Genomic DNA, 23,502 nt, shown 5'->3' with positions numbered 1-23,502 from the left:
ATGACCACATTCACCGAGAGGACGCCTTAAGCGATGGAGCTCTACGCCCCCATCCTGGTGCTCGCGGTCCTCGGGGCGGGATTCGCCGTCTTCTCCGTGAGCATCGCCCCGTTCACCGGGCCGAAGAGGTGGAACCGCGCCAAGCTCGACGCGTACGAGTGCGGTATCGACCCCACTCCGCAGCCGATCGGCGGCGGCCGGTTCCCGCTGAAGTACATGATCACAGCGATGCTCTTCATCGTCTTCGACATCGAGATCATCTTCCTCTACCCGTGGGCCGTGGCCTTCGACAAGCTCGGGGTCTTCGGTCTGGTCGAGATGGTGCTGTTCATCGTCACCGTGCTCGTGGCGTACGCCTACGTGTGGCGGCGTCGCGGATTGGACTGGGACTAATGGGCCTTGAAGAGAAACTGCCCAGCGGCTTCGCGCTGACCACCGTCGAGCAGGTCGCCGGCTGGGCGCGGAAGAACTCGGTGTGGCCGGCCACCTTCGGACTGGCCTGCTGCGCGATCGAGCTCATGTCCACCGGTGGCCCCAAGCACGACCTGGCCCGCTTCGGCATGGAGCGCGCGTCCGCGTCGCCCCGCCAGGCCGACCTGATGATCGTGGCCGGTCGCCTGTCGCAGAAGATGGCGCCGGTGCTGCGCCAGATCTACGACCAGATGGCCGAGCCCAAGTGGGTCATCTCGATGGGCGTGTGCGCCTCGTCCGGCGGCATGTTCAACAACTACGCGGTGGTCCAGGGCGTCGACCACGTCGTGCCCGTCGACATCTACCTGCCCGGCTGCCCGCCGCGGCCCGAGATGCTCATCGACGCGATCGTCAAGCTGCACGACAAGATCCAGAACATGAAGTTCGGCGCCCACAGGGAGAAGCAGGTCGAGGAGCTCGAGCTCCAGGCGCTGCGCACCCTGCCGCTCATCGACCAGGGAGGGCAGAAATGAGCGACAACCTTCCTGAGGTCCCGGAGCAGCCGATCGCCCGGACCGGCATGTTCGGAACCTCCGGCACCGGCGACACCTCCGGCTACGGCGGCCTCGTGGTCCGCCGGCCGGCGCCGGTCTCCAGCCCGCGCCCCTACGGGAGCTACTTCGACGAGATCGTCGACGGCCTCGACCACGAGGGCGTCGAGCGGGTCGTGGTCGACCGGGGCGAACTCACCATCCACGTGGCGCGTGAGCACCTCGTCGAGGTCATGAAGAAGCTGCGCGACGACCCCGCCCTGCGGTTCGAGCTCTCCCTGGGCGTCTCGGGGGTCCACTACCCCCACGAGACCGGGTCGGAGCTGCGCGCGGTCTACCACCTGTGCTCGATCACCCACAACCGCCGCGTGCGGGTGGAGTGCTCGACGCCGGACGCCGACCGTCACATCCCGTCGACGGTGTCGGTCTACCCGACGCACAACTGGCACGAGCGGGAGACCTACGACTTCTTCGGCATCATCTTCGACGGGCACCCGGGGCTCACCCGCATCGAGATGCCCGACGACTGGGAGGGCCACCCGCAGCGGAAGGACTACCCGCTCGGCGGCATCCCGGTCGAATACCGCGGCGCCGAGATCCCCGCGCCAGACCAGAGGAGGTCGTACGCATGACCCAGGAAGCGACCGAAGGCAAGGTCTACGACGTCGCGGGCCAGGACTGGGACAAGCTCACCGAGGCGGTGGCCGAGTCGTCCGAGGAGCGGCTGGTCATCAACATGGGCCCGCAGCACCCGTCGACCCACGGCGTGCTCCGGCTGGTGCTCACCCTCGACGGTGAGACGGTGACCGAGGCCCGGACCGTCATCGGCTACCTGCACACCGGCATCGAGAAGAACCTCGAATACCGCACCTGGACCCAGGGCGTCACGTTCGTGACGCGCATGGACTACCTGTCGCCGATCTTCAACGAGGCGACCTACTGCCTGGGCGTGGAGCGCCTCCTCGGCATCGAGGACCGCATCCCCGACCGGGCGCAGGCGATCCGGGTGCTCACGATGGAGCTCACCCGCATCTCCTCCCACCTGATGGCGATCTGCACCTACGGCATGGAGCTCGGGGCCACCACCCCGTTCCTCTACGGCCTGCGCGAGCGCGAGATGGTGCTCGACATCATGGAGTACATCACCGGTCTCCGGATGAACATGGCCTACATCCGGCCGGGCGGCGTCAGCGTCGACCTGCCGGCCGGCGCCGTCGACAAGATCGGCGAGCTGCTCAAGGTCATGCCCGAGCGGATCAAGGACATGCGCAAGATCCTGGACGCCAACCCGGTCTACACCCGGCGTACCAAGGACATCGCCTACCTCGACCTGACCGGCTGCATGGCGCTGGGCATCACCGGCCCGGTGCTGAAGGCCGCCGGCCTGCCGTGGGACCTGCGCAAGTCGCAGCCCTACTGCGGCTACGAGACCTACGACTTCGAGATCGCCACCCAGACCTCCTGCGACGTCTACGGGCGCTACCAGGTCCGGGTCTCGGAGATGGAGGAGTCGCTGAAGCTGATCGAGCAGGCGCTCGACCGGCTCACCGGGCCGCTGAAGAACCAGCCCGTCATGATCGAGGACAAGAAGATCGGCTGGCCCGCGCAGCTCGCGCTCGGCCCCGACGGCCTCGGCAACTCGCCCGCCCACATCGCGCACATCATGAGCAGCTCGATGGAGGCCCTGATCCACCACTTCAAGCTGGTGACCGAGGGCTTCCGGGTGCCGGCCGGCCAGGCGTACGTGCCGGTCGAGTCGCCCCGCGGCGAGCTGGGCGCCCACGTGGTGAGCGACGGCGGCACCCGGCCTTTCCGGGTCCACTTCCGCGACCCGTCCTTCACGAACCTGCAGGCCGTGCCGGCCATGTGCGAAGGCGGTTACATCGCCGACGTCATCTCGGCGGTGGCCTCGCTCGACCCCGTCATGGGAGGTGTGGACCGATGACCTACTCCCCAGAGGTCCGCGAGCGTCTGGAACTGGACGCCAAGGAGATCATCGGCAAGTACCCCAAGGCCCGGTCGGCGCTGCTCCCGCTGCTCCACCTGGTCCAGTCGGAGGACGGCTACGTCTCCGACGCCGGTCAGGAGTTCTGCGCAGAGATGCTGGGCCTGTCGAAGGCCGAGGTCGTGGGCGTCTCGACGTTCTACACGATGTACAAGCGCAAGCCCGCCGGTGACTACCACGTCGGCGTCTGCATCAACACCCTCTGCGCGGTGATGGGCGGCGACCAGATCTGGGAGGAGCTCAGCGAGCACACCGGCATCGGGCACGAGGAGGCCACCTCCGACGGCAAGGTGTCGCTGGAGCGCATCGAGTGCAACGCGGCCTGCGACTTCGCGCCGGTGATGATGGTCAACTGGGAGTTCTTCGACAACCAGACGCCCGAGTCGGCCAAGCAGCTCGTCGACGACCTGCGGGCCGGCAAGCCCGTCGTCCCGACCCGCGGCCCCGGCCGGCTCTGCACCTTCAAGGAGACCTCGCGGGTGCTGTCGGGCCTGCCCGACGAGCTCGCCGGTGAGGGTCCCTCGGCCGCCGGCCCGTCCCTTGAGGGCCTGCGCATCGCCAAGGCCAACGGCTGGGAGGCTCCCAAGTGACCACGCTGACTCCGGTCCTCACCAAGAACTGGGACCTGCCCAACTCCTTCACGCTGGAGGGCTACGGCGACTACTCCGCCGCCCGCAGCGCGCTGGCGATGGACCCCGACGCGATCATCCAGGCGGTCAAGGACTCCGGTCTGCGCGGCCGAGGCGGCGCGGGCTTCCCGACCGGCATGAAGTGGGGCTTCATCCCGCAGGGTGACGGCAAGCCCCACTACCTCGTCGTCAACGCCGACGAGTCGGAGCCGGGGACCTGTAAAGACATCCCGCTCATGATGGCCAACCCGCACTCCCTCATCGAGGGCGTGATCATCACGGCGTTCGCCATCCGGGCCAACTACGCGTTCATCTACATCCGCGGCGAGGTCGTCCACGTCATCCGGCGGGTGCAGGCGGCGGTGCGCGAGGCCTACGAGAAGGGCTACATCGGGCGCGGCGTCTTCGGCAGCGGCTACGACCTGGAGATCGTCGTGCACAGCGGCGCCGGGGCGTACATCTGCGGTGAGGAGACCGCGCTGCTCGACTCGCTGGAGGGCTTCCGGGGCCAGCCCCGGCTCAAGCCCCCGTTCCCGGCCGTCGCGGGCCTCTACGCCGCGCCGACGGTCGTGAACAACGTCGAGTCGATCGCCTCGGTCCCCTCGATCGTGGCCAACGGCGCCGAGTGGTTCGCCGGCATGGGCACCGAGAAGTCCAAGGGCTTCGGCATCTTCTCGCTCAGCGGCCACGTCACCCGTCCGGGCCAGTACGAAGCCCCGCTGGGCATCACCCTGCGGGAACTGCTCGACATGGCGGGCGGCATCCGCGAGGGCCACCGGCTGAAGTTCTGGACGCCGGGCGGCTCCTCGACGCCGATCTTCACCGACGAGCACCTCGACGTGCCGCTCGACTTCGAGTCGGTCGGCGCCAAGGGCTCCATGCTCGGCACCCGCGCGCTGCAGATCTTCGACGAGACCACCTGCGTGGTCCGGGCGACGCTGCGCTGGACCGAGTTCTACGCCCACGAGTCGTGCGGCAAGTGCACCCCCTGCCGTGAGGGCACCTTCTGGCTCAAGCAGGTGCTCAAGCGGCTGGAGAAGGGTCAGGGCACCGAAGACGACCTGACCACGATCACCGACATCGCCGACAACATCCTGGGCCGGTCGTTCTGCGCCCTGGGCGACGGCGCGACCAGCCCGATCTACTCCTCGGTGCAGCACTTCCGCGACGAATACCTCAAGCACTTCGAGATCGGCGGCTGCCCGTTCGATCCCGCACTCGCCACCGTGTGGGGGGCCAAGTGACCATCCAAGCAACCCAGCCCGAGGAGCGGGCGGTCGTCGAGATGGTCACCCTGACCATCGACGGCTTCCAGGTCAGCGTGCCGAAGGGCACGATGATCATCCGGGCGGCAGAGCTGCTGGGGATCCAGATCCCCCGCTTCTGCGACCACCCGCTGCTCGACCCGGCGGCCAACTGCCGCCAGTGTCTCGTCGACATCCCCGACGCGGGCAACGGCCGGGGCTTCCCCAAGCCACAGCCCTCGTGCGCGATCGAGGTCGCCCAGGGCATGGTCGTGCAGAGCCAGCTCACCTCGCCGGTCGCCGAGAAGGCGCAGCGCGGCGTGATGGAGATGCTGCTGCTCAACCACCCGCTCGACTGCCCGGTCTGCGACAAGGGCGGCGAGTGCCCCCTGCAGAACCAGGCGATGTCCAACGGCCAGGGCGAGTCGCGGTTCGTCGAGCAGAAGCGCACCTTCGAGAAGCCGATCGCGCTGTCGACCGAGGTGCTGCTCGACCGCGAGCGCTGCGTGCAGTGCGCGCGGTGCCTGCGCTTCTCCGACCAGATCGCGGGCGACCCGTTCATCGAGTTCTTCGAGCGCGGGGCCAAGGAGCAGGTGGGCGTCGCCGACGGCGAGCCGTTCCAGTCCTACTTCTCCGGCAACACCGTCCAGATCTGCCCGGTGGGCGCGCTGACCGGCTCGGCCTACCGCTTCCGGTCCCGCCCGTTCGACCTGGTCTCCCAGCCGAGCGCGTGCGAGCACTGCGCCTCCGGCTGCGCCCTGCGCACCGACCACCGGCGCGGCAAGGTCACCCGCCGCCTCGCCGGTGACGACCCGCAGGTCAACGAGGAGTGGAACTGCGACAAGGGCCGGTGGGCGTTCTCCTACGCCACCCAGCCCGACCGCCTGCGCACCCCGCTGGTCCGCAACGAAGAGGGCGTGCTGGTCGCGGCCTCCTGGCCGGAGGCCTTCGCGGCCGTCGCCGCCGGGCTCGCGGGCCGCAAGGCCGGCGTCCTGACCGGCGGCCGGCTGACCGTCGAAGACGCCTACGCCTACAGCAAGTTCGCGCGGGTCGCCCTCGGCACCAACGACATCGACATGCGGGCCCGGACCCACTCCGCCGAGGAGGCCCAGTTCCTGGCCCACTCGGTGGCCGGCAAGGGCATCGAGATCTCCTACACCGACCTCGAGAACGCGCCGGCCGTGCTGCTGGCCGGGTTCGAGCCCGAGGAGGAGTCGCCCATCGTCTTCCTGCGGCTGCGCAAGGCGGCCCAGAAGAAGGGGCTCAAGGTCTACTCGCTGGCGCCGTTCGCCACGCCGGGCCTGGCCAAGATGGGCGGCACCCTGATCCGGACCGTCCCCGGCGCCGAGGCCGAGTCGATCGGCGAGCTCATCACCGACGGCGTCAAGCTCCCCGCGGGCACGATCATCATGGCCGGTGAGCGCCTGGCCTCGGCCAAGGGCGCGCTGTCGGCGCTGGTCCGGCTGGCCGGCTCGACCGGCGCCCGGCTGGCCTGGGTGCCGCGCCGGGCCGGTGAGCGCGGCGCGATCGAGGCGGGCGCGCTGCCCAACCTGCTCCCGATCGGCCGCCCGGTCGACGACGAGGCCGCCCGCGCCGAAGTGGCCCGGCTGTGGAACGTCGCCTCGCTGCCGGCGCAGGTCGGTCTCGACACGGGCGAGATCCTGCGGGCCGCCCTCGACGAGCGGCTCGACGCGCTGGTCATCGCGGGCGTCGACCCCTACGACCTGCCCGACCCCGAGCTCGCTCTGCGGGCCCTGGAGAACACGCCGTTCATCGTCAGCCTGGAGATCCGGGCCAGCGCCGTCACCGACCGCGCCGACGTGGTGCTGCCGGTCGCGGCGGTCGCCGAGAAGGCCGGCACGTTCGTCGACTGGGAGGGCCGCGGCCGCTCCTTCGAGGCGTCCGTCCCGCAGCCCGGCGTGATGAGCGACCTGCGCGCGATCGCCGCCATCGCCGACGCGATGGACGTCCACCTGGGTCTGCCCGACGTCGCCGCGGTCCGCCGCGAGCTCGGCGCCCTGGGCTCCTACAAGGGCGGCCGCCCGGTCGCGCCGAGCGTCACCGGCGGCACCGTCGCCGAGCCCGGCGCCGGTCAGGCCGTCCTGGCGAGCTGGCACCTGCTGCTCGACGACGGCAAGCTGCAGGACGGCGAGCCGTTCCTCGCGGGCACCGCCCGCGACGCGGTCGCGCTGCTGTCCCCGGCCACCGCCGCCGAGATCGGCGCGGTCGACAAGGTCACCGTCAACGGCGCCACCCTGCCGCTGCGGATCGCCGACCTGCCCGACCGGGTCGTCTGGGTGCCGGCCAACTCCGGCGGAGTCTCGGTCACCCGCGACCTGCGGGCCGAGGCCGGCGACGTCGTCACGATCGGAAGTGCCTCATGAGCCTCCTGACAACGGCCAGCGTGCTGGCCAGCCCGGCGGCCCCGGGCAGCCCCGGCCCCGGGCTGGCCGACTTCGGCCACGATCCGGTGTGGATCAGCATCATCAAGGGCCTGGTCATCTTCGTCTTCCTGCTGCTGGGCGTGCTGTTCGGCGTGTGGCTGGAGCGCAAGCTCATCTCGCGCATGCAGCACCGCTACGGCCCCAACCGGGCGGGCAAGTTCGGCCTGCTTCAGACCGTCGCCGACGGTCTGAAGATGGGCCTCAAGGAAGACCTGATGCCCCGCAAGGTCGACAAGGTCATCTTCTTCCTGGCGCCGGTGATCATCTCGGTGCCGGCGATCCTGGCCTACTCGGTCATCCCGATGGGCCCGGTCGTCTCGATGTTCGGCCACAAGACCCCGCTCCAGCTGACCGACATGCCGGTCGCGGTCCTGTTCATCCTCGCGATGTCCTCGATCGGCGTCTACGGCATCGTGCTGGCCGGGTGGGCGTCCAAGTCGCCCTACGCGATCCTCGGCGGTCTGCGGTCGTCGGCCCAGGTGGTCTCCTACGAGATCGCGATGGGCCTGTCGTTCGTGGCGGTCTTCCTGTACGCCGGCACGCTCTCCACCTCGGAGATCGTCGCCAAGCAGGCCGACGGTGGCACCGCGACCCTCTTCGGCCTCGACATCCCGCTGCCCAGCTGGTACGCCATCCTGCTGATCCCGTCGTTCCTCATCTACGTGATGACGATGTTCGGCGAGGTCAACCGCGTGCCGTTCGACCTCCCCGAGGGCGAGGGCGAGCTGGTCGCCGGCTACCACACCGAATACAGCTCCTCGCTGAAGTTCGCGATGTTCCAGCTGGCCGAATACGTCAACGTGTTCGTGGTCTCCGGTGTGGCGGTCACGCTGTTCCTCGGCGGCTGGCGGGCCCCCTGGCCCATCTCGCTCTGGGACGGCGCGAACGTCGGCTGGCTGCCGCTGCTCTGGTTCTTCGCCAAGATCGTGCTGATCTTCTGCTTCTTCGTCTGGGTCCGCGCCTCGCTGCCGCGTGTCCGCTACGACCAGCTCATGGCCTTCGGCTGGAAGGTCCTGATCCCGCTGAACCTGGCGTGGATCCTGCTGGTCGCCACCTTCCGCGCGCTGCGTGTCGAACAGAGCACCCCGGTCTTCATCCTGATGGCCATCGTGGTGATCGGCGCCCTCGCGGTCTTCTTCCGCTTCGACACCGTGCAGCAGCGCCGCCGCGAGGCCCGCGCCGAGCAGATCGAAGAGGAGTTCGAGCAGCTCCGCGAGGAGCCCACCGCCGGTGGATTCCCGGTCCCGCCGCTGGATCTGCCGCACTACCACGGGGCGAATCGCAAGGAGGTCCCCAGTGCCTAAGTTCGACTGGCTGAACCCCGTCAAGGGGTTCGGCGTCACCTTCCACCACATGTTCAAGAAGCCGGTGACGGTGAACTACCCGGAGGAGAAGCGGCCCACCGCGCCGCGCTTCCACGGGCGGCACCAGCTCAACCGGTGGCCCGACGGCCTCGAGAAGTGCGTCGGCTGCGAACTGTGCGCGTGGGCCTGTCCCGCCGACGCCATCTACGTGGAGGGCGCGGACAACACCGACGAGGAGCGCTTCTCGCCCGGTGAGCGCTACGGCCGGACGTACCAGATCAACTACGCGCGCTGCATCCTGTGCGGGCTGTGCATCGAGGCGTGCCCCACGCGGGCGCTCACGATGACCAACGAGTACGAACTGGCCGACTCCAGCCGCGAGGCGCTCATCTACACCAAGGAGATGCTGCTCGCCCCGCTCACCGCGGGCATGGAGCAGCCGCCCCACGCGATGCGCCTCGGAGAGACCGAAGAGGACTACTACCGACTGGGACGCGACAATGGGTGAGACCATCACGTTCTGGGTGCTCGCCGTCGTCTCGGTCAGCGCGGCACTCGGCCTCGTCTTCAGCCGCAAGGCCGTCTACTGCGCCCTGATGCTCGGCGTGGTGATGCTCTCGCTGGCGGTCCTCTACGCGGTCCAGGACGCTCCGTTCCTGGCGGCGGTGCAGATCATCGTCTACACCGGCGCCGTGATGATGCTGTTCCTGTTCGTGCTGATGCTGGTCGGCGTCGACTCCTCCGACTCGCTCGTCGAGACGATCAGGGGCCAGCGCTTCTGGGCGGTCGTCGCCGGGCTCGCCTTCGCCGCCCTGGTGGCGCTGGGCGTCGGCAACGTGGTGTTCGCCCCGGCCGCCGGTCTCGGCGCGGTGAACGCGGCGGGCAACGTGCCGTCGCTGGCCGAGCTGATCTTCACGCGCTACGTGTTCGCCTTCGAGGTCACCTCGGCGCTGCTGATCACCGCGGCGCTGGGCGCGATGGTGCTGGCCCACCGCGAGCGCCTGGAGCAGAAGGCCACCCAGCGGGAACTGTCCCGCGAGCGCTTCGTCAAGTACGGCGAGGAGGGCCTCGACCCCTCGCCGCTCCCCGGCCCCGGCACCTACGCCCGCGCCAACGCGATCGACATGCCCGCGCTGCTGCCCGACGGCAAGATCTCCAAGCTGTCGGTCAACCGCTACATCGCCAGGTACGAGGCCGAAGAAGGCACCATCGACCCGAAGGTGGCCGAGATCCTGGAAGGTGAGGACAAGTGACCACCCACTACCTCGTGCTCAGCGCGCTGCTGTTCGCGATCGGCGGGATCGGCGTCCTCGTCCGGCGCAACGCCATCGTCGTGTTCATGTGCGTGGAGCTCATGCTCAACGCGTGCAACCTGGCGTTCGTCACCTTCGCCCGCCAGAACGGCAACATCGACGGCCAGGTCATCGCCTTCTTCGTGATGATCGTGGCCGCCGCCGAGGTCGTCATCGGCCTGGCCATCATCGTGACGATCTTCCGAACCCGCAGGTCCGCGTCCGTCGACGACGCCAGCCTGCTGAAGTACTAAGAGGTGGCCGTGGAACCCGCAGAGATCCTGTCGCACACCGGCGGGGGTGCGATCAGCCTGGCCTGGCTGATGATCGTGCTGCCCCTCGCCGGTGCCGCGATTCTCCTTATCGGTGGCCGCGCCACGAACAAGTGGGGCCACCTCCTTGGCGTGCTCATGTCGGTCGGCGCCTTCGTGGTGGCGGCCCTCGTGTTCCTTCAGCTGATCGGGCTCGACCCGGCGCAGCGCCGCCAGTCGGTGAACCTCTACGAGTTCATCCCGGGCGTCGCGAACATCGGGCTGCTGATCGACCCCTTGTCGATCAGCTTCTGTCTGCTGATCACGTTCGTCGGCTCGCTGATCCACATCTACTCGATCGGCTACATGTCGCACGACCCGGACAGGCGGCGGTTCTTCGCCTACCTGAACCTGTTCGTCGCGGCGATGCTGCTGCTGGTGCTGGCCGACAACTACGTCGCCCTGTTCATCGGCTGGGAGGGCGTGGGTCTCGCGTCCTACCTGCTGATCGGCTTCTGGCAGTACAAGCCGTCGGCGGCGGTGGCCGCGAAGAAGGCGTTCGTGGTCAACCGGGTCGGTGACTTCGGCCTCCTGATCGCGATGTTCATCATCTTCGCCCAGTTCGGCACCCTGCAGTACGCCGAGGTCTTCCCGGCGGCCTCGCAGGCCTCCCAGGGCGTGCTGACCGCGATCGGCCTGCTGCTCCTGCTCGGCGCCTGCGGCAAGTCGGCGCAGCTGCCGCTGCAGTCGTGGCTCCTCGACGCGATGGAGGGCCCGACCCCGGTCTCGGCCCTCATCCACGCCGCGACGATGGTCACCGCCGGCGTCTACCTGGTGGTCCGCTCGGGCGCCGCGTTCTTCCCCGAGGGCAGCACGGCCGGTCTGGTCGTGACGATCGTCGGTGTGGCCACGCTGCTCGCCGGTGCGATCATCGGTACGGCCAAGGACGACATCAAGAAGGGCCTGGCCGGTTCGACGATGTCGCAGATCGGCTACATGATGCTCGCCGCGGGCATCGGCCCCGCCGGTTACGCCTTCGCCATCGCCCACCTCATCACCCACGGCTTCTTCAAGGCCGACCTGTTCCTCGGCGCCGGTTCGGTCATGCACGCCATGAACGACGAGGTCGACATGCGGCGCTACGGCGGCCTGCGCAAGCTGCTGCCGATCACGTTCGTCACCTTCTTCATCGGCTACCTGGCGATCATCGGCTTCCCGCTGCTGTCCGGCTACTTCACCAAGGACGGCATCATCGAGTCGGTCATGCACCACAACGCGATCCTCGGCTGGCTCGCGGTGCTGGGCGCCGGCATCACCGGCTTCTACATGACCCGCATGGTCGTGATGACCTTCTTCGGCCCCAAGCGCTGGGACGAGAAGGCCCACCCGCACGAGTCGCCGGCCGTGATGACCTGGCCGCTGATCATCCTGTCGATCTTCTCGGTGGGCCTGGGCGCCTACCTGATCCTCAGCAACCGCCTGCTGGTCTTCCTCGGCCCGGCCGTCGGCCAGCCCGCGGAGCTGCCCGGGTTCCACCCGTTCAGCGTCCCCGGCCTGACCACGCTGGCCCTGGTCGCCGTCGGCGCGGGGATCGCGATCGCCAAGTACGGCCGCTCCGAGGTGCCGGTCGTGCAGCCGCGCGGCTCGTTCCTCACCGTCTTCGCCCGTCGTGACCTCTACGGCGACGCCCTCAACGAGGCGCTGTTCATGCGCCCCGGCCAGTGGCTGACCCGCCTGGCGGTCTTCTTCGACAACCGGGGCATCGACGGCGTGGTCAACGGCCTCGCGGCCGGTGTCGGCGGATCCTCCGGCAGGCTGCGGAAGATCCAGACCGGTTACGTCCGGTCGTACGCCCTGTCGATATTCGTCGGTGCCGCCGTGCTGGCCGGCGCCTGGTTCGTGGTTGGGACCCTGTGATGACCGCCATCCCGTGGCTTTCGATCCTGATGGGCGTGTCCGTCCTGGGCGCGCTCGGCGTGTCGTTCCTCAAGAACGACAAGCTCGCCAAGCAGGCGACGCTCGGCGTCTCGCTGCTCGTGCTGGTGCTGGCCGTCGTGATGACGGTCGGCTTCAGCCCCAACGGCGACCGGTTCCAGTACGCCGAGACGTATGACTGGATCCCCGCCTTCGGCGTCCACTACGCGGTGGCCGTCGACGGCGTGGCGCTGGTGCTGATCCTGCTGTCGGCCATTCTGGTCCCGATCGTCGTGCTGGCCTCCTGGCACGACGCCGAGCAGGGCAAGCGCTCGGTCCGGACCTACTTCGCGCTGCTGCTGGTCCTCGAAGCGATGATGATCGGCGTCTTCGCGGCGACCGACGTCTTCCTGTTCTACGTGTTCTTCGAGGCCATGCTGATCCCGATGTACTTCATGATCGGGTCGTACGGCGGCGCGCAGCGGTCCTACGCGGCGGTCAAGTTCCTGCTCTACTCGCTGTTCGGCGGCCTGCTGATGCTGGTGGCCGTGATCGCGCTCTACAACGTGGCCGGCAAGAACAGCTTCCTGTTCCCCGAGCTCATCGGCGCGGTCACCGACCCGACGACGCAGAAGTGGCTGTTCCTCGGCTTCTTCATCGCGTTCGCGATCAAGGCCCCGCTCTGGCCGGTGCACACCTGGCTGCCCGACGCCGCCGCGCAGGCCCCGGCCGGCGCCGCGGTGCTGCTCGTGGGCGTGCTCGACAAGGTCGGCACCTACGGCATGCTGCGGTTCTGCCTGGAGCTGTTCCCCGACGCGGCCAAGTGGGCGACCCCGGTCGTCATCGCGCTGTCGGTGATCGGCATCGTCTACGGCGCCATCGTGGCGATCGGTCAGACCGACATCAAGCGGCTGGTGGCGTACACCTCGATCTCGCACTTCGGGTTCATCACGATGGGCGTGTTCGCGATGACCACCACGGCGGCCTCGGGCGCGACCCTCTACATGGTCAACCACGGGTTCTCGACCGGTGTGCTGTTCCTGGTGGCGGGCTTCCTGATCTACCGCCGCGGCTCGCAGTACATCGCCGACTACGGCGGCGTGCAGAAGGTCGCCCCGCTGCTGGCGGGCGCGTTCCTGATCGCGGGTCTGTCGGGTCTGTCGCTGCCCGGTCTGAGCACGTTCGTCAGCGAGTTCATGGTGCTCCTCGGCACCTACGAGCGCTACGCAGTCCCGGCCATCATCGGCACGACCGGCGTCATCCTCGCCGCCATCTACATCCTGTGGATGTACCAGCGCACCATGAACGGCCCCACCGCCGAGTCGGTCGCCGAGATGAAGGACCTCAACGGGCGCGAACGCTGGGTCGTCGCGCCGCTGATCGCCCTGATCGTCGTCTTGGGCTTCTTCCCCAAGCCGCTTCTCGACGTGATCAACCCGGCCGTCAAGGAGTCGCTCGTCAACGTGAAGGTCACCGACCCGGCTCCGGTCGTCGCTGTTAAGGAGGGCCAGTGATCACGGCTCCCACCATCGAGTACTTCGCTCTGGCCCCGCTGCTGATCATCTTCGGCGCGGCCATCATCGGAGTCCTCGTCGAGGCGTTCGCGCCTCGCTACCTGCGGCGGGCGGTCCACGTCCCGCTGACGCTGCTGTCGCTGGTCGGCGCGTTCGCGCTGGTCATCCTGCAGACGGTCCGCGGCGTTCCGACGACTCCGGCGGCGATGGGCTCGGTCGCGGTCGACGGCCCGACCCTGTTCATCTGGGGCACCATCCTGGTGCTGTCGTTCGTCAGCGTCCTGCTGATCAACGACGAGGAGCAGTTCGTCCCCTCCGCGGCGGCCGTCCCCGGCTCCGCCGAGGAGGAGAAGGCGATCACCGAGGGTGCGGCGCACACCGAGGTCTACCCGCTGGCCCTGTTCGCCATCGGCGGCATGCTGCTCTTCCCGGCCTCGAACGACCTGCTCATCATGTTCGTCGCTCTTGAGGTCATGTCGCTGCCGCTTTACCTGCTGTGCGGCCTGGCCCGTCGCCGCCGCCTGCTGTCGCAGGAGGCGTCGGTCAAGTACTTCCTGCTCGGCGCGTTCTCCTCGGCCTTCTTCCTGTACGGCACCGCTCTCCTGTACGGCTTCGCCGGCACCGTCGACCTGCTCGGCATCCGCGAGCGGCTCGCCGTCGGCGGCGGAGGGACCGAGACCCTGCTGCTCGTCGGCACGGCCATGCTGGGCGTCGGCCTGCTCTTCAAGATCGGCGCCGCGCCCTTCCAGGCGTGGAAGCCCGACGTCTACCAGGGCGCCCCGACCCCGATCACCGCGCTGATGGCCTCCGGAACCCTGGTGGCCGCCTTCGGCGCCGTGCTGCGGGTCTTCTGGGTCGCGCTGGGCAACGACAGCTGGAACTGGGAGCCCATCATGTGGGGCGTCGCCGCCCTGACCATGGTGGCCGGTTCGATCCTGGCGATCACCCAGACCGACATCAAGCGCATGCTGGCCTACTCCTCCATCGCGCACGCGGGCTTCCTGCTCGTCGGCGTCATGGCCGTGGGCGAGCGGGGCCAGAACGCGCTGGCGCTGTCGGGCCTGCTGTTCTACCTGGTCACCTACGGCATCACGACGGTCGGCGCGTTCGCCATCGTGACGCTCGTGCGCGACCCGGGCGGCGAGGCGTGGCACCTGTCGCGCTGGGCGGGCCTGGGCAAGCGCTCGCCGAAGCTGGCGGGCCTGTTCGCCTTCTTCCTGCTGGCGTTCGCCGGAATCCCGCTCACCAGCGGCTTCTTCGGCAAGTACGCCGTCTTCAGGTCGGCCGTCGCCCTCGGCGAGGCGTGGCTGACCGGCCTGGTCGTGCTCGCGGTGGTGGCCTCGGCCGCGGCGGCGTTCTTCTACGTCCGGGTGATCGTGCTGATGTTCTTCAGCGACCCCTCGGCCGACGGCCCGACCGTCGTCACGCCGTCGTGGGCCACGTCGACTGTGGTCGGCTTCTCGGCATTCGCTACGGTAGCCCTGGGGGTTTTCCCGCAGCCTGTCCTCGATCTGGCGGAAAAGGCTGCGAAGTCATTGTTCGTGCAATAAGGGAGCTTTGCTATGGCCGCGCCGCCCGTTGTTGACCTGCCCGTCGCCGACGAGCGGCTGGCCGAGGACCTCTCCAACGGCCTCGCGGCTGTGGAGAAGCAGCTCAGGTCGGCGGTGGAAAGCGAGGACACGTTCGTCACCGACGTGTCCAAACACCTCATAGAGGCGGGCGGCAAGCGCTTCCGCGCGATGCTCGTCCTGCTCGCCGCCCAGTTCGGCGACCACACGGCGCCCGGGGTCATCCCGGGCGCCGTCGTCATGGAACTGACCCATGTGGCCACGCTCTACCACGACGACGTGATGGACGAGGCGTCCGAGCGCCGTGGCAAGCCGTCGGTCAACGCCCGATGGAACAACACCATGGCGATCCTGACGGGCGACTACGTGTTCGCGCGGGCCGCCGACATCATGGCCGACCTCGGGCCGGAGCCGGTGCGCATCCAGGCCAAGACCTTCGCCCGATTGGTCCGCGGCCAGATCCGCGAGACCGTCGGCCCCGCCGAGGGCGTCGACCCGATTGAGCACTACATCGACGTCCTGGCCGACAAGACCGGCTCCCTGATCTCCACCTCGGCCCGGCTGGGCGCCATGCTGGCCGGCGCGCCCCAGGACGTCGTGCTCCGGCTGACCGCGGCGTGCGAGGCCATCGGCGTGGCCTTCCAGCTCGGCGACGACATCATCGACGTCGCCTCCGACACCTCGGGCAAGACCCCCGGCACCGACCTGCGGGAGGGCATCCGCACCCTGCCCGTCCTCTACGCCCTCAGCTCCGACGAGAACCCCCGGCTGCGCTCCCTCGTCTCCGGCCCGGTGCCCGAGGCCGACATCGAGGAGACGCTGCGGCTGCTGCGCGAGTCAGAGTCGCTGAAGATGGCCCGGGCCGAGCTGGAGCGCTGGTCGGCGCGTGCGAAGGAGCAGCTGTCCGAGCTGCCCGACATCCCCGCCCGCGCCGCCCTGCTGTCGCTGTGCGACTTCGTGGTGGAGCGCTCGGCCTAACCGACCGACGCCAGTTCCTTCTCCGGTACGGGCTTCTTCGCGAGGCCGTACCGGAGGCTGTCCCACGTGAAGACGGCCAGGGCCAGCCAGACCACCCCGAACCCGATCCAGCGCTCGGCCGGCATGGTCTCCTTGACGATCAGCACCCCCAAGAGGAACTGCAGCACAGGCGCGATGTACTGCAGCAGCCCCACGATCGTCAGCGGCACGGTGATGACCGAGGCGGCGAAGAACAGCAGCGGGACGGCGGTGACGATGCCGGAGCTGATCAGCAGCAGGGCGTGCCCGGCGCCGTGGTTGCCGAAGGTGTTGTCCCCGCCCAGGGTGAACAGGTAGATCGCGGCCGGGACCAGCATGACCAGGGTCTCGATCGTGAGGCTCTCGGCCGCCCCGACCTGGGCCTTCTTCTTGACCAGGCCGTACAGCCCGAAACTGAAGGCCAGCGTGAGGGCGATCCAGGGCAGCTGTCCGTAGCCCACGGTGAGGATCACGACCGCCGTCGTGCCCAGCCCCACCGCGACCCACTGCCACCGGCGCAGCCGCTCACCGAGGATGACCACGCCGAACAGGATGCTGACCAGCGGGTTGATGAAGTAGCCCAGGGCGCTCTCGACGACGTGCCCGGAGTTGACCGCGTAGATGTAGACGCCCCAGTTGGTCGACACGAGCGCCCCCGCGCCCGCGAGGAGCAGCACCTGCCTGCGCGTGAGGTTCCTGATCCACGTCCAGTGCCGCCGCACTGCCAGGATGGCCACGACGGCGACGAGCGACCAGAGCATGCGGTGGGCGAGAATCTCGACGGCGCCGCTGGGCTTGAGGAGGGGCCAGTACAGAGGGAACAGGCCCCAGAGGGCGTAGGCGGCGATGCCGTACCAGACGCCACGGCGCAAATCAGGCATGAACCCTAGTTTGGCTGCTTACCTTGTTTATTACAAATAAGTGATGTTGGGTTGATGATTAAGTGGTCCTAACGGAACAAAGCTTGGCGCACCTTGGTTGAGGAGGTCAGGAGGTAGACATGGGCTGGATCTTCGGTACGAACAAGGCTTCCATGGTGAGCGAGAACGACGCGCTCCCGGGACGGTCCGCCACCATGCCGGTGGCCGACCGGCACCTTGTCCTGGGAGCGTCGCTGACCCCGCCGTGGCCCGAGGGAACCGAGGTCGCCGACTTCGGACTCGGATGCTTCTGGGGCGCGGAGCGCAAGTTCTGGCAGACCCCCGGGGTCGTGTCGACCGCGGTCGGATACCAGGGCGGGTACACGCCCAACCCGACCTATGAGGAGGTGTGCTCCGGGCTGACCGGCCACACCGAGGTCGTGCGAGTGGCCTTCGACCCTTCGCGGGTCTCCTACGAGGAGCTCCTCAAGGTGTTCTGGGAGGCGCACGACCCCACGCAGGGGATGCGCCAGGGCAACGACGTCGGGACGCAGTACCGGTCGGCGATCTACACGCACTCGGAGGCACAGGAGAAGTCGGCGGCGGCGTCGCTGGCGGCTTACCAGGAGGTGCTGTCTTCGGCGGGGTACGGAGAGATCACCACTGAGGTGCGGGCGGCGCCGGAGTTCTATTACGCGGAGGACTACCACCAGCAGTACCTCGAGAAGAATCCCGGAGGATACTGCGGGATCGGTGGGACCGGTGTCAACGCAGGTGACCCGTCCAACTGGTGCCCTACGGGGCTGACCAGCTCCTCGTCTGAGGAGTAGTTCGCGGTTCGGGTGAGACCTCCGGCGGCATGGCCGCTCGGGGGTCTCTTTCGTTGGAGGATCGCTGCGCAGGCATGTCTTCAACCTCCGGACGGCCAGCAAGCCACGCATATAGCATCATCGCTATGACCTGGGGTACGGTGGAGCTGGAGCCTGAGGTTCGCGAGTGGCTCGAAAAGTTGCCGGTGGCCTCATTCGCGAAAGCCGCCTTCTATATCGACCTCCTGGCGGCTGAAGGCCCACTGCTCGGAGAGCCGTACACGCGGCAACTCGACGGCAAGCTTCGCGAGCTGCGGTTCCACTTGGATGATCTATCAATGCGGGTGAGCTATTGGATCGCCCCGCACAGACGGATCGTCCTGCTGACGGTCTTCCACAAAACGCGGATGCGGGAAGATCGAGAAGTGGATCGAGCTCGGCGGGCATTGCTGCGCTGTGTCGATCAGGCGCACACGGTGGATGTGGATGAGGAGCCGGCATGAGTGAGGACACGACGTGGGAGGAACTCCGGCGGCGACGGCTGGCTGAGCCTGGCGCGAGTGAAGCTTATGAGGCGGCACGTCTGGCGTTCGAGCTCGGGAAAGCCGTACGGCGGATGCGAGAAGGATACGGGTGGAGTCAGGCGGAATTGGCCGTCGCCGCGGATATGACGCAATCCGCTGTGGCACGCTTCGAAGCTGGCGGCACGGTTCCGACCCTTCCTGTGCTCGAGCGGTTGGCGAGGGCGTTGAACGCTGACCTTGAGGTGCGGATCAGTCCGCGAGCCCCGGCCGCTTGACCCGATTCGGGAGCCGGTGCCGCTGAGCCCAAGCATTGCGCACCGGTGGGGACGGGTGTGGCCTGTCCGGTCGGTCTCACTTCTGGTGAGGCGTAGAGCTGCGGCTTCGGCCTGAACCACTGGCCCTTGGTCGGGTCCCTGCGGGGAGCTGATCTCGGGCCAGATGTGTGTTCGGCGACGAGTTTCTTCACGAGTTCCAGTCGAGCTGTGGTGCTCACTATGGAGGACGGAACTGGGCCCACCCCTCGGCGTTGGCGGGTTGGGGGTCGCGGTCTCCATCGGGCGGAGGCCGTCTGGTTAGACTCGACGGATCACGCGCCGGTCATGCCGGTCGTACCATGCCATCTCACTGACTTGCGAGACATTCCATGATCTTCATCACGGCGAAATTCCACGTGCTGCCCGAGTATGCCGACCAGTGGCCGGAGATCACACGCGAGTTCACCGAGGCCACTCGCGGTGAGCCTGGCTGCTTGTGGTTCGACTGGTCGCGCAGTGTCGAGGACCCGACGGAGTACGTCCTCATCGAGGCATTTCGGGATGGCGATGCGGGAGGTGCGCACGTCCAGTCCGATCACTTCAGGAAGGCGCAGCAGACGTTGCCCCGCCATCTCGCCGAGACCCCCCGGATCGTCAACGCGACGCTTCCGCAGGACGACTGGTCACTTCTCGGCGAGATGGCCGTGCCTGAGTCGTAAGGCAAGCTTGGGGCGTGAATGTCCACGTACCCACGGACGATGTCAGAGCCCCCGGGCGCAGGCCGGGCTGAATCGGCACCACCTGCTGACGACCCTGCTCGGCGTCCTACTCGGTGCAGAACCAATGGGGCGAAGGGTTTGTCTCCGCCATCAACGTGACCGCAGACCGTGCGATCACCGGCTGGAGGCTCGCCCTCACCTTGCCCACTGGAGCCACGATCACCTTGATGTGGAACGGCCCCAACTCCGGTCCTGACTGACCCGGCAGTTCTCCGGGCACACAAGGACACGCTCGTAGGGACGGGTGTCGCCTGTCCGGTCGGTCTTACTTCTGGTGAGGCGTAGAGCTGCGGCTTCGGCCTGAATGACTGGCCCTTGGTCGGCTTCCTCCGTGGAGCTGATCTTGGGCCAGACGTGTATTGACCGTGCTTCGCCGGACGGGCCACAGTGAGCGCATGAACAGGGCTCTGGCCGTGCTGACCTTCGGTGCGCTGCTCACGCTGCTGATCGGGGTCGTCGCATCCGGAGAGTCCTTGCCGGCGCTCCTGCTCGGCACGGTGTTCACCGCATCGGCCACCGCCGGTTTCTCGTGGGTGCGGGCGCGCGGTCGGCCGGCCTGGTCACTCGGGTATGTGGCCGTGCAGTTGCCGATTGCGTTCGTGGTGTTCTCGCTGAACGCGGGGGTCGGCGCGACTCTGCTGCTCGTCGTGCTGGTCAGCCAGTGCGTGCTGCTGCGGTTGCCGATCGCCGCGACGGCGGTCGTGGTCGGGCTGGTTCCGTTCGTCCACCTCGGCATGTCGTGGGGCGAAGGGCTGCGGGAAGGGCTGGGGACACTGGTCTCCGCGGTGTTCGCCGCGATCGTGACGGAGTTGCTGCAGCGTGAGCAGCGTGCCCGTGCCGAGCTGGCCGAGGCGCACGAGCGGTTGCGTGACTACGCCGCGCAGGCGGAGCGGCTCGCGACCGTGCAGGAACGCAACCGGGTCGCACGCGACATCCACGACGGGCTCGGGCACTCTCTCACCGTCGTTCAGATGCAGGTCAAGGCCGCGCGGGCGGTCCTGCCGACCGACGCCGCAAAGGCCGACGAGGTGCTGGCCAAGGCGCAGGACCAGGCCGAGGCCGCACTCGCCGAGGTACGTCGCTCGGTGCGTACACTGCGCGAACCACGCGAGATTCCTCCGCTGCCGGACGCCTTGCGGGCGTTGGCCGAACTGACCTCCGCCTCGGGTGTGACCACCAGCGTCGCGATATCCGGTGAGCGGCGGCCGTTGGCCGACGAGACGCACGAGGCTCTGTTCCGTGCGGCACAGGAGGGGCTGACCAACGTTCGCAAGCACGCCCGGGCGACCCGGGCCGAATTGGTGCTCGACTACGTCGACGCCGCCGTCCGGCTGGCCGTCCGCGACGACGGGAGCGGCGCCGCTTCGACGGCTGCGTCCGGGTTCGGTCTGGTCGGGCTCCGGGAACGGGCCGAGCACCTGGGCGGGCGGTTGAGCGTCGAGTCGGCGCCGGGGGCGGGCTACACGTTGAGCATGGAGGTGCCCGGATGAGCCCGGTCCGTGTCCTGCTGGTGGACGACCAGGCTCTGTTCCGCGAGGCCCTGGCCACGCTCCTGGCCACGCACGCCGCCATCGAGGTCGTCGGCGAGGCGGGGAACGGCGACGAGGCGGTCCGGCGGGCCGCCGAGCTCGCCCCGAACGTCGTCCTGATGGATCTGCGCATGCCCGTCATGGACGGTGTCGCCGCGACCCGCCGCCTGCGTACCGAACACCCCGGCATCGGCATCATCGCGCTGACGACGTTCGACGACGACGAGAACGTGTTCGCCGCCCTTCGCGCCGGGGCGCTGGGCTACCTGCTCAAGGACGTCTCCTCGGCTCAGCTGATGGAGGCCGTCCTGGCCGCCGCGCGCGGCGAGTCGGTGTTGCAGCCGTCGGTCGCCGCGAAGGTGGTCGCCCAGTTCGTCCGGCTGCCCTCGGACGGCGTTCCGGAGGCGCAGCCGCTGGTCGTGCCGTTGTCCGGCCGTGAACTCGACGTCCTCCGCCTCCTCGCCACCGGCCACAGCAACCGGGAGATCGCCTCGGCGCTTCACCTGGCCGAGGGCACCGTGAAGAACCACGTCACCAACGTCCTGGCCAAACTGAACGCCCGCGACCGCACCCAGGCCGCCTTACGCGCACGGTCGCTCGGTCTGCTCTGAACCTTCCCGGTCATGACCACGTCGTGACCGCGGGCATGACTTCCGGCACATGGCAGGACGAAGGCTTGCGGCGACTCTTGTCGGTATCAGCCGATACCGAATCAAAGGAGACGCCATGTTGCGAACGACGAGTCGCAAGCTGGGCCGGTTCGCCTGGCACTACGTCGAGATGGTGATCGCCATGCTCGCCGGGATGTTCGTCCTCGCACCGCTGTGGCCGGACGCCTGGCTGGCGCTGCCGGAGGTCGACGCGCTCGTCATGGCGACCGACATGACCATCGGAATGAGCGTGGCGATGCTGCTGCGCGGGCATTCGTGGGCGCTGATCGGTGAGATGGCGGCTGCGATGTACTTACCGTTCCTCGTCTTGCTGGTGCCGTACTGGCTCGGGGCGCTGTCGGCCATGGCGCTCATGACGGCCGGGCACGTGATCATGTTCCCGCTCATGCTCGCCGCCATGGTGTGGCGCCGCGACCACTACTGGCACTGAGATGCCAACCCTCCTGCGCCGCGCGCTCGCGGTGATCGCGGTTCTGCTGGTTCCGGTGGCGGGCGGGGCGATCTCCGCCTTCGCCACGTTCGACGCCCAGTACGCACACGGGCCGGACCGGCCCGTTCCCGCCGCCGCCCCGGCTTTCGACCCCGCCAAACCGACCGCGGTCGTGGTGATCGGCGACAACGGGGCCGTCGTGTCGGATGCCCTCGCCCCCTACGAGATCCTGGTCGCCTCGGGCCGGTTCAACGTCTACACCGTCGCGCCGCGAAGACGTCCACTGCCGTTGACCGGTGGACTGGATCTGGTGCCGGATCTGAGCTTCGCGGAGCTCGCCGAACTGACCGGCGGCGCCGCGCCGACGCTCGCGGTCATCCCGGCGATGCCGGACGTCGGCAGGCCCAGCACCGGTCCGGTCACGTCGTGGCTGCGTGATCAGGCGAGCCGCGGCACGCTGTTGCTGAGCGTGTGCAACGGCGCCGGTGTGCTGGCCTCGGCGGGTCTGCTTGACGGCCGGTCCGCGACCGCGCACTGGATGCGGATCGGCTCGTTCGAGTCGGACTATCCCGCGGTGAACTGGGTGCACGGCGAACGTTTCGTCGACAGCGGCACCGTCGTCACGACCGCGGGCGTATTGTCCGGCATCGACGGAACCCTGCACGTGATCGAGCGCCTGGCCGGTCCGACGGTGGCGGCGAACGCGGCTGACGCTGTGGGCTGGCGGTACTTCGGCGACCCGCCACCGGTCGTAACCGGCATCCCCGTGCCGGCCCCGGCCGCGGTCGTCAACGCGGCGTGGACGTGGGCGCCGCCGACCGTCGGCGTGCTGCTGACTCCGGGGGTCGGCGAGATCGACCTGGCGTCGGTGTTCGAAGTGCACGACAAGTCGCTCGCGGACCGGACGCTGGCCGTGAGCGCGGACGGCGGCCCGATCCGGTCACGACACGGCCTGACGTTCCTGCCGCGCGCCGACCTCGCCGGCGCGGCCCCCGACCTGGACCGCCTGCTCGTGCCCGGAGCGGGCGTCCGCGTGGGCCGGGTCCCCGACGGCCTGAAGCCGGTGTACGTCCACTCCGGACAGGACTTCGCCTACGACGACGCCGTGCGGGACCTGGCCCGGACGACGGATGTGGCCACCGCCCGCTGGGCCGCCGAGACCATGGAACTGCCGACCGACGGCCTGCGACTGGACGGCCCGGCGTGGCCGTGGGCGCAGACGGCGTTGCCGCTCCTGTTGATCCTTCTGGGCACTGTCGCGGTGATCTTCCTTCCGCGCCTTCGTGACAACGTTCGCGGCCACTCCGCGTAGGACTGGTCGGCGCCCCGGGAGCGATGGCACACCTGCAGTGGCCGCCCATGCCGGACATGCCGCACCTGACCCGCGCCCTCATACGGCCGACCGAGGCCGAAACCGACCTGATCCGGGCACTCGCCCAGAAGGTACACGACCTCGGGCCCCGCCCACGGCTGAGCAACGGCCCGCGAGAAGGCGCCTGCGGCACCTCGCCCGACCTGCGCGA

General features: G+C 68.6%; 24 protein-coding genes and 1 pseudogene. 24 read left to right on the top strand and 1 reads right to left on the bottom strand.

Features of this window, described 5'->3' with window-relative positions:
- Positions 1–33: 33 nt before the first annotated feature.
- From FDA94_RS07715 to FDA94_RS07645, 15 genes are all read left to right on the top strand, one after another.
- Positions 34–393, top strand: coding sequence for an NADH-quinone oxidoreductase subunit A (locus FDA94_RS07715; RefSeq protein WP_030456130.1), 360 nt, complete (start codon positions 34–36; stop codon positions 391–393).
- The gene (locus FDA94_RS07710) at positions 393–944 is read left to right on the top strand and encodes a NuoB/complex I 20 kDa subunit family protein (protein ID WP_062340570.1); all 552 of its coding nucleotides are present in this window, start codon (positions 393–395) and stop codon (positions 942–944) included. The genes FDA94_RS07715 and FDA94_RS07710 overlap by 1 nt, the downstream gene beginning before the upstream one ends.
- On the top strand, positions 941–1,594 hold the full coding sequence (locus FDA94_RS07705; RefSeq protein ID WP_137246346.1) for an NADH-quinone oxidoreductase subunit C: 654 nt from the start codon (positions 941–943) through the stop codon (positions 1,592–1,594). Before FDA94_RS07710 ends, FDA94_RS07705 begins: the two co-directional genes overlap by 4 nt.
- Complete coding sequence (locus FDA94_RS07700) at positions 1,591–2,907, top strand: NADH-quinone oxidoreductase subunit D (protein WP_062340572.1); 1,317 nt, start codon at positions 1,591–1,593, stop codon at positions 2,905–2,907. Before FDA94_RS07705 ends, FDA94_RS07700 begins: the two co-directional genes overlap by 4 nt.
- Complete coding sequence (gene nuoE / locus FDA94_RS07695) at positions 2,904–3,557, top strand: NADH-quinone oxidoreductase subunit NuoE (RefSeq protein ID WP_137246345.1); 654 nt, start codon at positions 2,904–2,906, stop codon at positions 3,555–3,557. The genes FDA94_RS07700 and nuoE overlap by 4 nt, the downstream gene beginning before the upstream one ends.
- Positions 3,554–4,840 carry an NADH-quinone oxidoreductase subunit NuoF gene (nuoF, locus tag FDA94_RS07690; protein WP_137246344.1) on the top strand — a complete coding sequence of 429 codons (1,287 nt, stop codon included), beginning with the start codon at positions 3,554–3,556 and terminating at the stop codon, positions 4,838–4,840. The genes nuoE and nuoF overlap by 4 nt, the downstream gene beginning before the upstream one ends.
- The gene (locus tag FDA94_RS07685) at positions 4,837–7,224 is read left to right on the top strand and encodes an NADH-quinone oxidoreductase subunit G (protein WP_137246343.1); all 2,388 of its coding nucleotides are present in this window, start codon (positions 4,837–4,839) and stop codon (positions 7,222–7,224) included. The genes nuoF and FDA94_RS07685 overlap by 4 nt, the downstream gene beginning before the upstream one ends.
- 5 nt (positions 7,225–7,229) lie before the next feature.
- Positions 7,230–8,588: an NADH-quinone oxidoreductase subunit NuoH gene (gene nuoH / locus FDA94_RS07680; RefSeq protein WP_425460137.1), complete on the top strand. Its 1,359-nt coding sequence runs from the start codon at positions 7,230–7,232 to the stop codon at positions 8,586–8,588.
- Positions 8,581–9,096, top strand: coding sequence for an NADH-quinone oxidoreductase subunit NuoI (gene nuoI / locus FDA94_RS07675; protein WP_030456122.1), 516 nt, complete (start codon positions 8,581–8,583; stop codon positions 9,094–9,096). Before nuoH ends, nuoI begins: the two co-directional genes overlap by 8 nt.
- A complete protein-coding gene (locus FDA94_RS07670) occupies positions 9,089–9,841 on the top strand; it encodes an NADH-quinone oxidoreductase subunit J (protein WP_137246341.1) in 753 nt (250 codons plus the stop codon). Before nuoI ends, FDA94_RS07670 begins: the two co-directional genes overlap by 8 nt.
- Entirely contained in the window at positions 9,838–10,134 is a 297-nt protein-coding gene (gene nuoK, locus FDA94_RS07665; RefSeq protein ID WP_062357224.1) for an NADH-quinone oxidoreductase subunit NuoK, read from the top strand. The genes FDA94_RS07670 and nuoK overlap by 4 nt, the downstream gene beginning before the upstream one ends.
- 69 nt (positions 10,135–10,203) lie before the next feature.
- Positions 10,204–12,048: an NADH-quinone oxidoreductase subunit L gene (gene nuoL, locus FDA94_RS07660; protein ID WP_137246486.1), complete on the top strand. Its 1,845-nt coding sequence runs from the start codon at positions 10,204–10,206 to the stop codon at positions 12,046–12,048.
- Positions 12,048–13,559 (top strand): NADH-quinone oxidoreductase subunit M, encoded by a 1,512-nt coding sequence (locus tag FDA94_RS07655; protein WP_137246340.1) that lies wholly within the window; start codon positions 12,048–12,050, stop codon positions 13,557–13,559. The genes nuoL and FDA94_RS07655 overlap by 1 nt, the downstream gene beginning before the upstream one ends.
- The gene (gene nuoN / locus FDA94_RS07650) at positions 13,556–15,109 is read left to right on the top strand and encodes an NADH-quinone oxidoreductase subunit NuoN (RefSeq protein ID WP_137246339.1); all 1,554 of its coding nucleotides are present in this window, start codon (positions 13,556–13,558) and stop codon (positions 15,107–15,109) included. Before FDA94_RS07655 ends, nuoN begins: the two co-directional genes overlap by 4 nt.
- Positions 15,110–15,121: 12 nt before the next feature.
- Positions 15,122–16,105, top strand: a complete 984-nt coding sequence (locus FDA94_RS07645) for a polyprenyl synthetase family protein (RefSeq protein ID WP_137246338.1) — start codon at positions 15,122–15,124, stop codon at positions 16,103–16,105.
- On the opposite strand, the gene rarD is transcribed toward FDA94_RS07645, so the two are convergent.
- Complete coding sequence (gene rarD / locus FDA94_RS07640; RefSeq protein ID WP_137246337.1) at positions 16,102–17,004, bottom strand: EamA family transporter RarD; 903 nt, start codon at positions 17,002–17,004, stop codon at positions 16,102–16,104. The two genes, FDA94_RS07645 and rarD, sit on opposite strands and share 4 nt — an antisense overlap.
- A 119-nt stretch (positions 17,005–17,123) precedes the next feature.
- Between rarD and msrA the strand changes: the two genes are divergently transcribed.
- From msrA to FDA94_RS07595, 9 genes and pseudogenes are all read left to right on the top strand, one after another.
- A complete protein-coding gene (gene msrA / locus FDA94_RS07635; protein ID WP_137246336.1) occupies positions 17,124–17,813 on the top strand; it encodes a peptide-methionine (S)-S-oxide reductase MsrA in 690 nt (229 codons plus the stop codon).
- Between the two features lie 125 nt (positions 17,814–17,938).
- On the top strand, positions 17,939–18,295 hold the full coding sequence (locus FDA94_RS07630) for a type II toxin-antitoxin system RelE/ParE family toxin (protein ID WP_062340586.1): 357 nt from the start codon (positions 17,939–17,941) through the stop codon (positions 18,293–18,295).
- On the top strand, positions 18,292–18,591 hold the full coding sequence (locus FDA94_RS07625) for a helix-turn-helix domain-containing protein (protein ID WP_083974027.1): 300 nt from the start codon (positions 18,292–18,294) through the stop codon (positions 18,589–18,591). Before FDA94_RS07630 ends, FDA94_RS07625 begins: the two co-directional genes overlap by 4 nt.
- A gap of 368 nt (positions 18,592–18,959) precedes the next feature.
- Positions 18,960–19,289, top strand: a complete 330-nt coding sequence (locus FDA94_RS07620) for a putative quinol monooxygenase (protein ID WP_137246335.1) — start codon at positions 18,960–18,962, stop codon at positions 19,287–19,289.
- Between the two features lie 107 nt (positions 19,290–19,396).
- Positions 19,397–19,549, top strand: a pseudogene (locus FDA94_RS41485) (cellulose binding domain-containing protein); the annotation flags it as partial.
- A 195-nt stretch (positions 19,550–19,744) separates the two neighbouring features.
- A complete protein-coding gene (locus tag FDA94_RS07610) occupies positions 19,745–20,839 on the top strand; it encodes a sensor histidine kinase (protein ID WP_137246333.1) in 1,095 nt (364 codons plus the stop codon).
- Positions 20,836–21,489, top strand: a complete 654-nt coding sequence (locus FDA94_RS07605; RefSeq protein ID WP_137246332.1) for a response regulator — start codon at positions 20,836–20,838, stop codon at positions 21,487–21,489. Before FDA94_RS07610 ends, FDA94_RS07605 begins: the two co-directional genes overlap by 4 nt.
- A gap of 115 nt (positions 21,490–21,604) precedes the next feature.
- Complete coding sequence (locus tag FDA94_RS07600) at positions 21,605–21,979, top strand: hypothetical protein (RefSeq protein WP_137246331.1); 375 nt, start codon at positions 21,605–21,607, stop codon at positions 21,977–21,979.
- A 1-nt stretch (position 21,980) separates the two neighbouring features.
- Complete coding sequence (locus FDA94_RS07595; protein WP_137246330.1) at positions 21,981–23,291, top strand: DJ-1/PfpI family protein; 1,311 nt, start codon at positions 21,981–21,983, stop codon at positions 23,289–23,291.
- The last annotated feature ends 211 nt before the right edge of the window (positions 23,292–23,502 follow it).

The organism is Herbidospora galbida, from assembly GCF_005233835.1.
Taxonomy (GTDB): Bacteria; Actinomycetota; Actinomycetes; order Streptosporangiales; family Streptosporangiaceae; genus Herbidospora; species Herbidospora galbida.
Note: the sequence above shows the minus strand (reverse complement) of the source record. Positions and strands in the feature narration are given on the sequence as shown.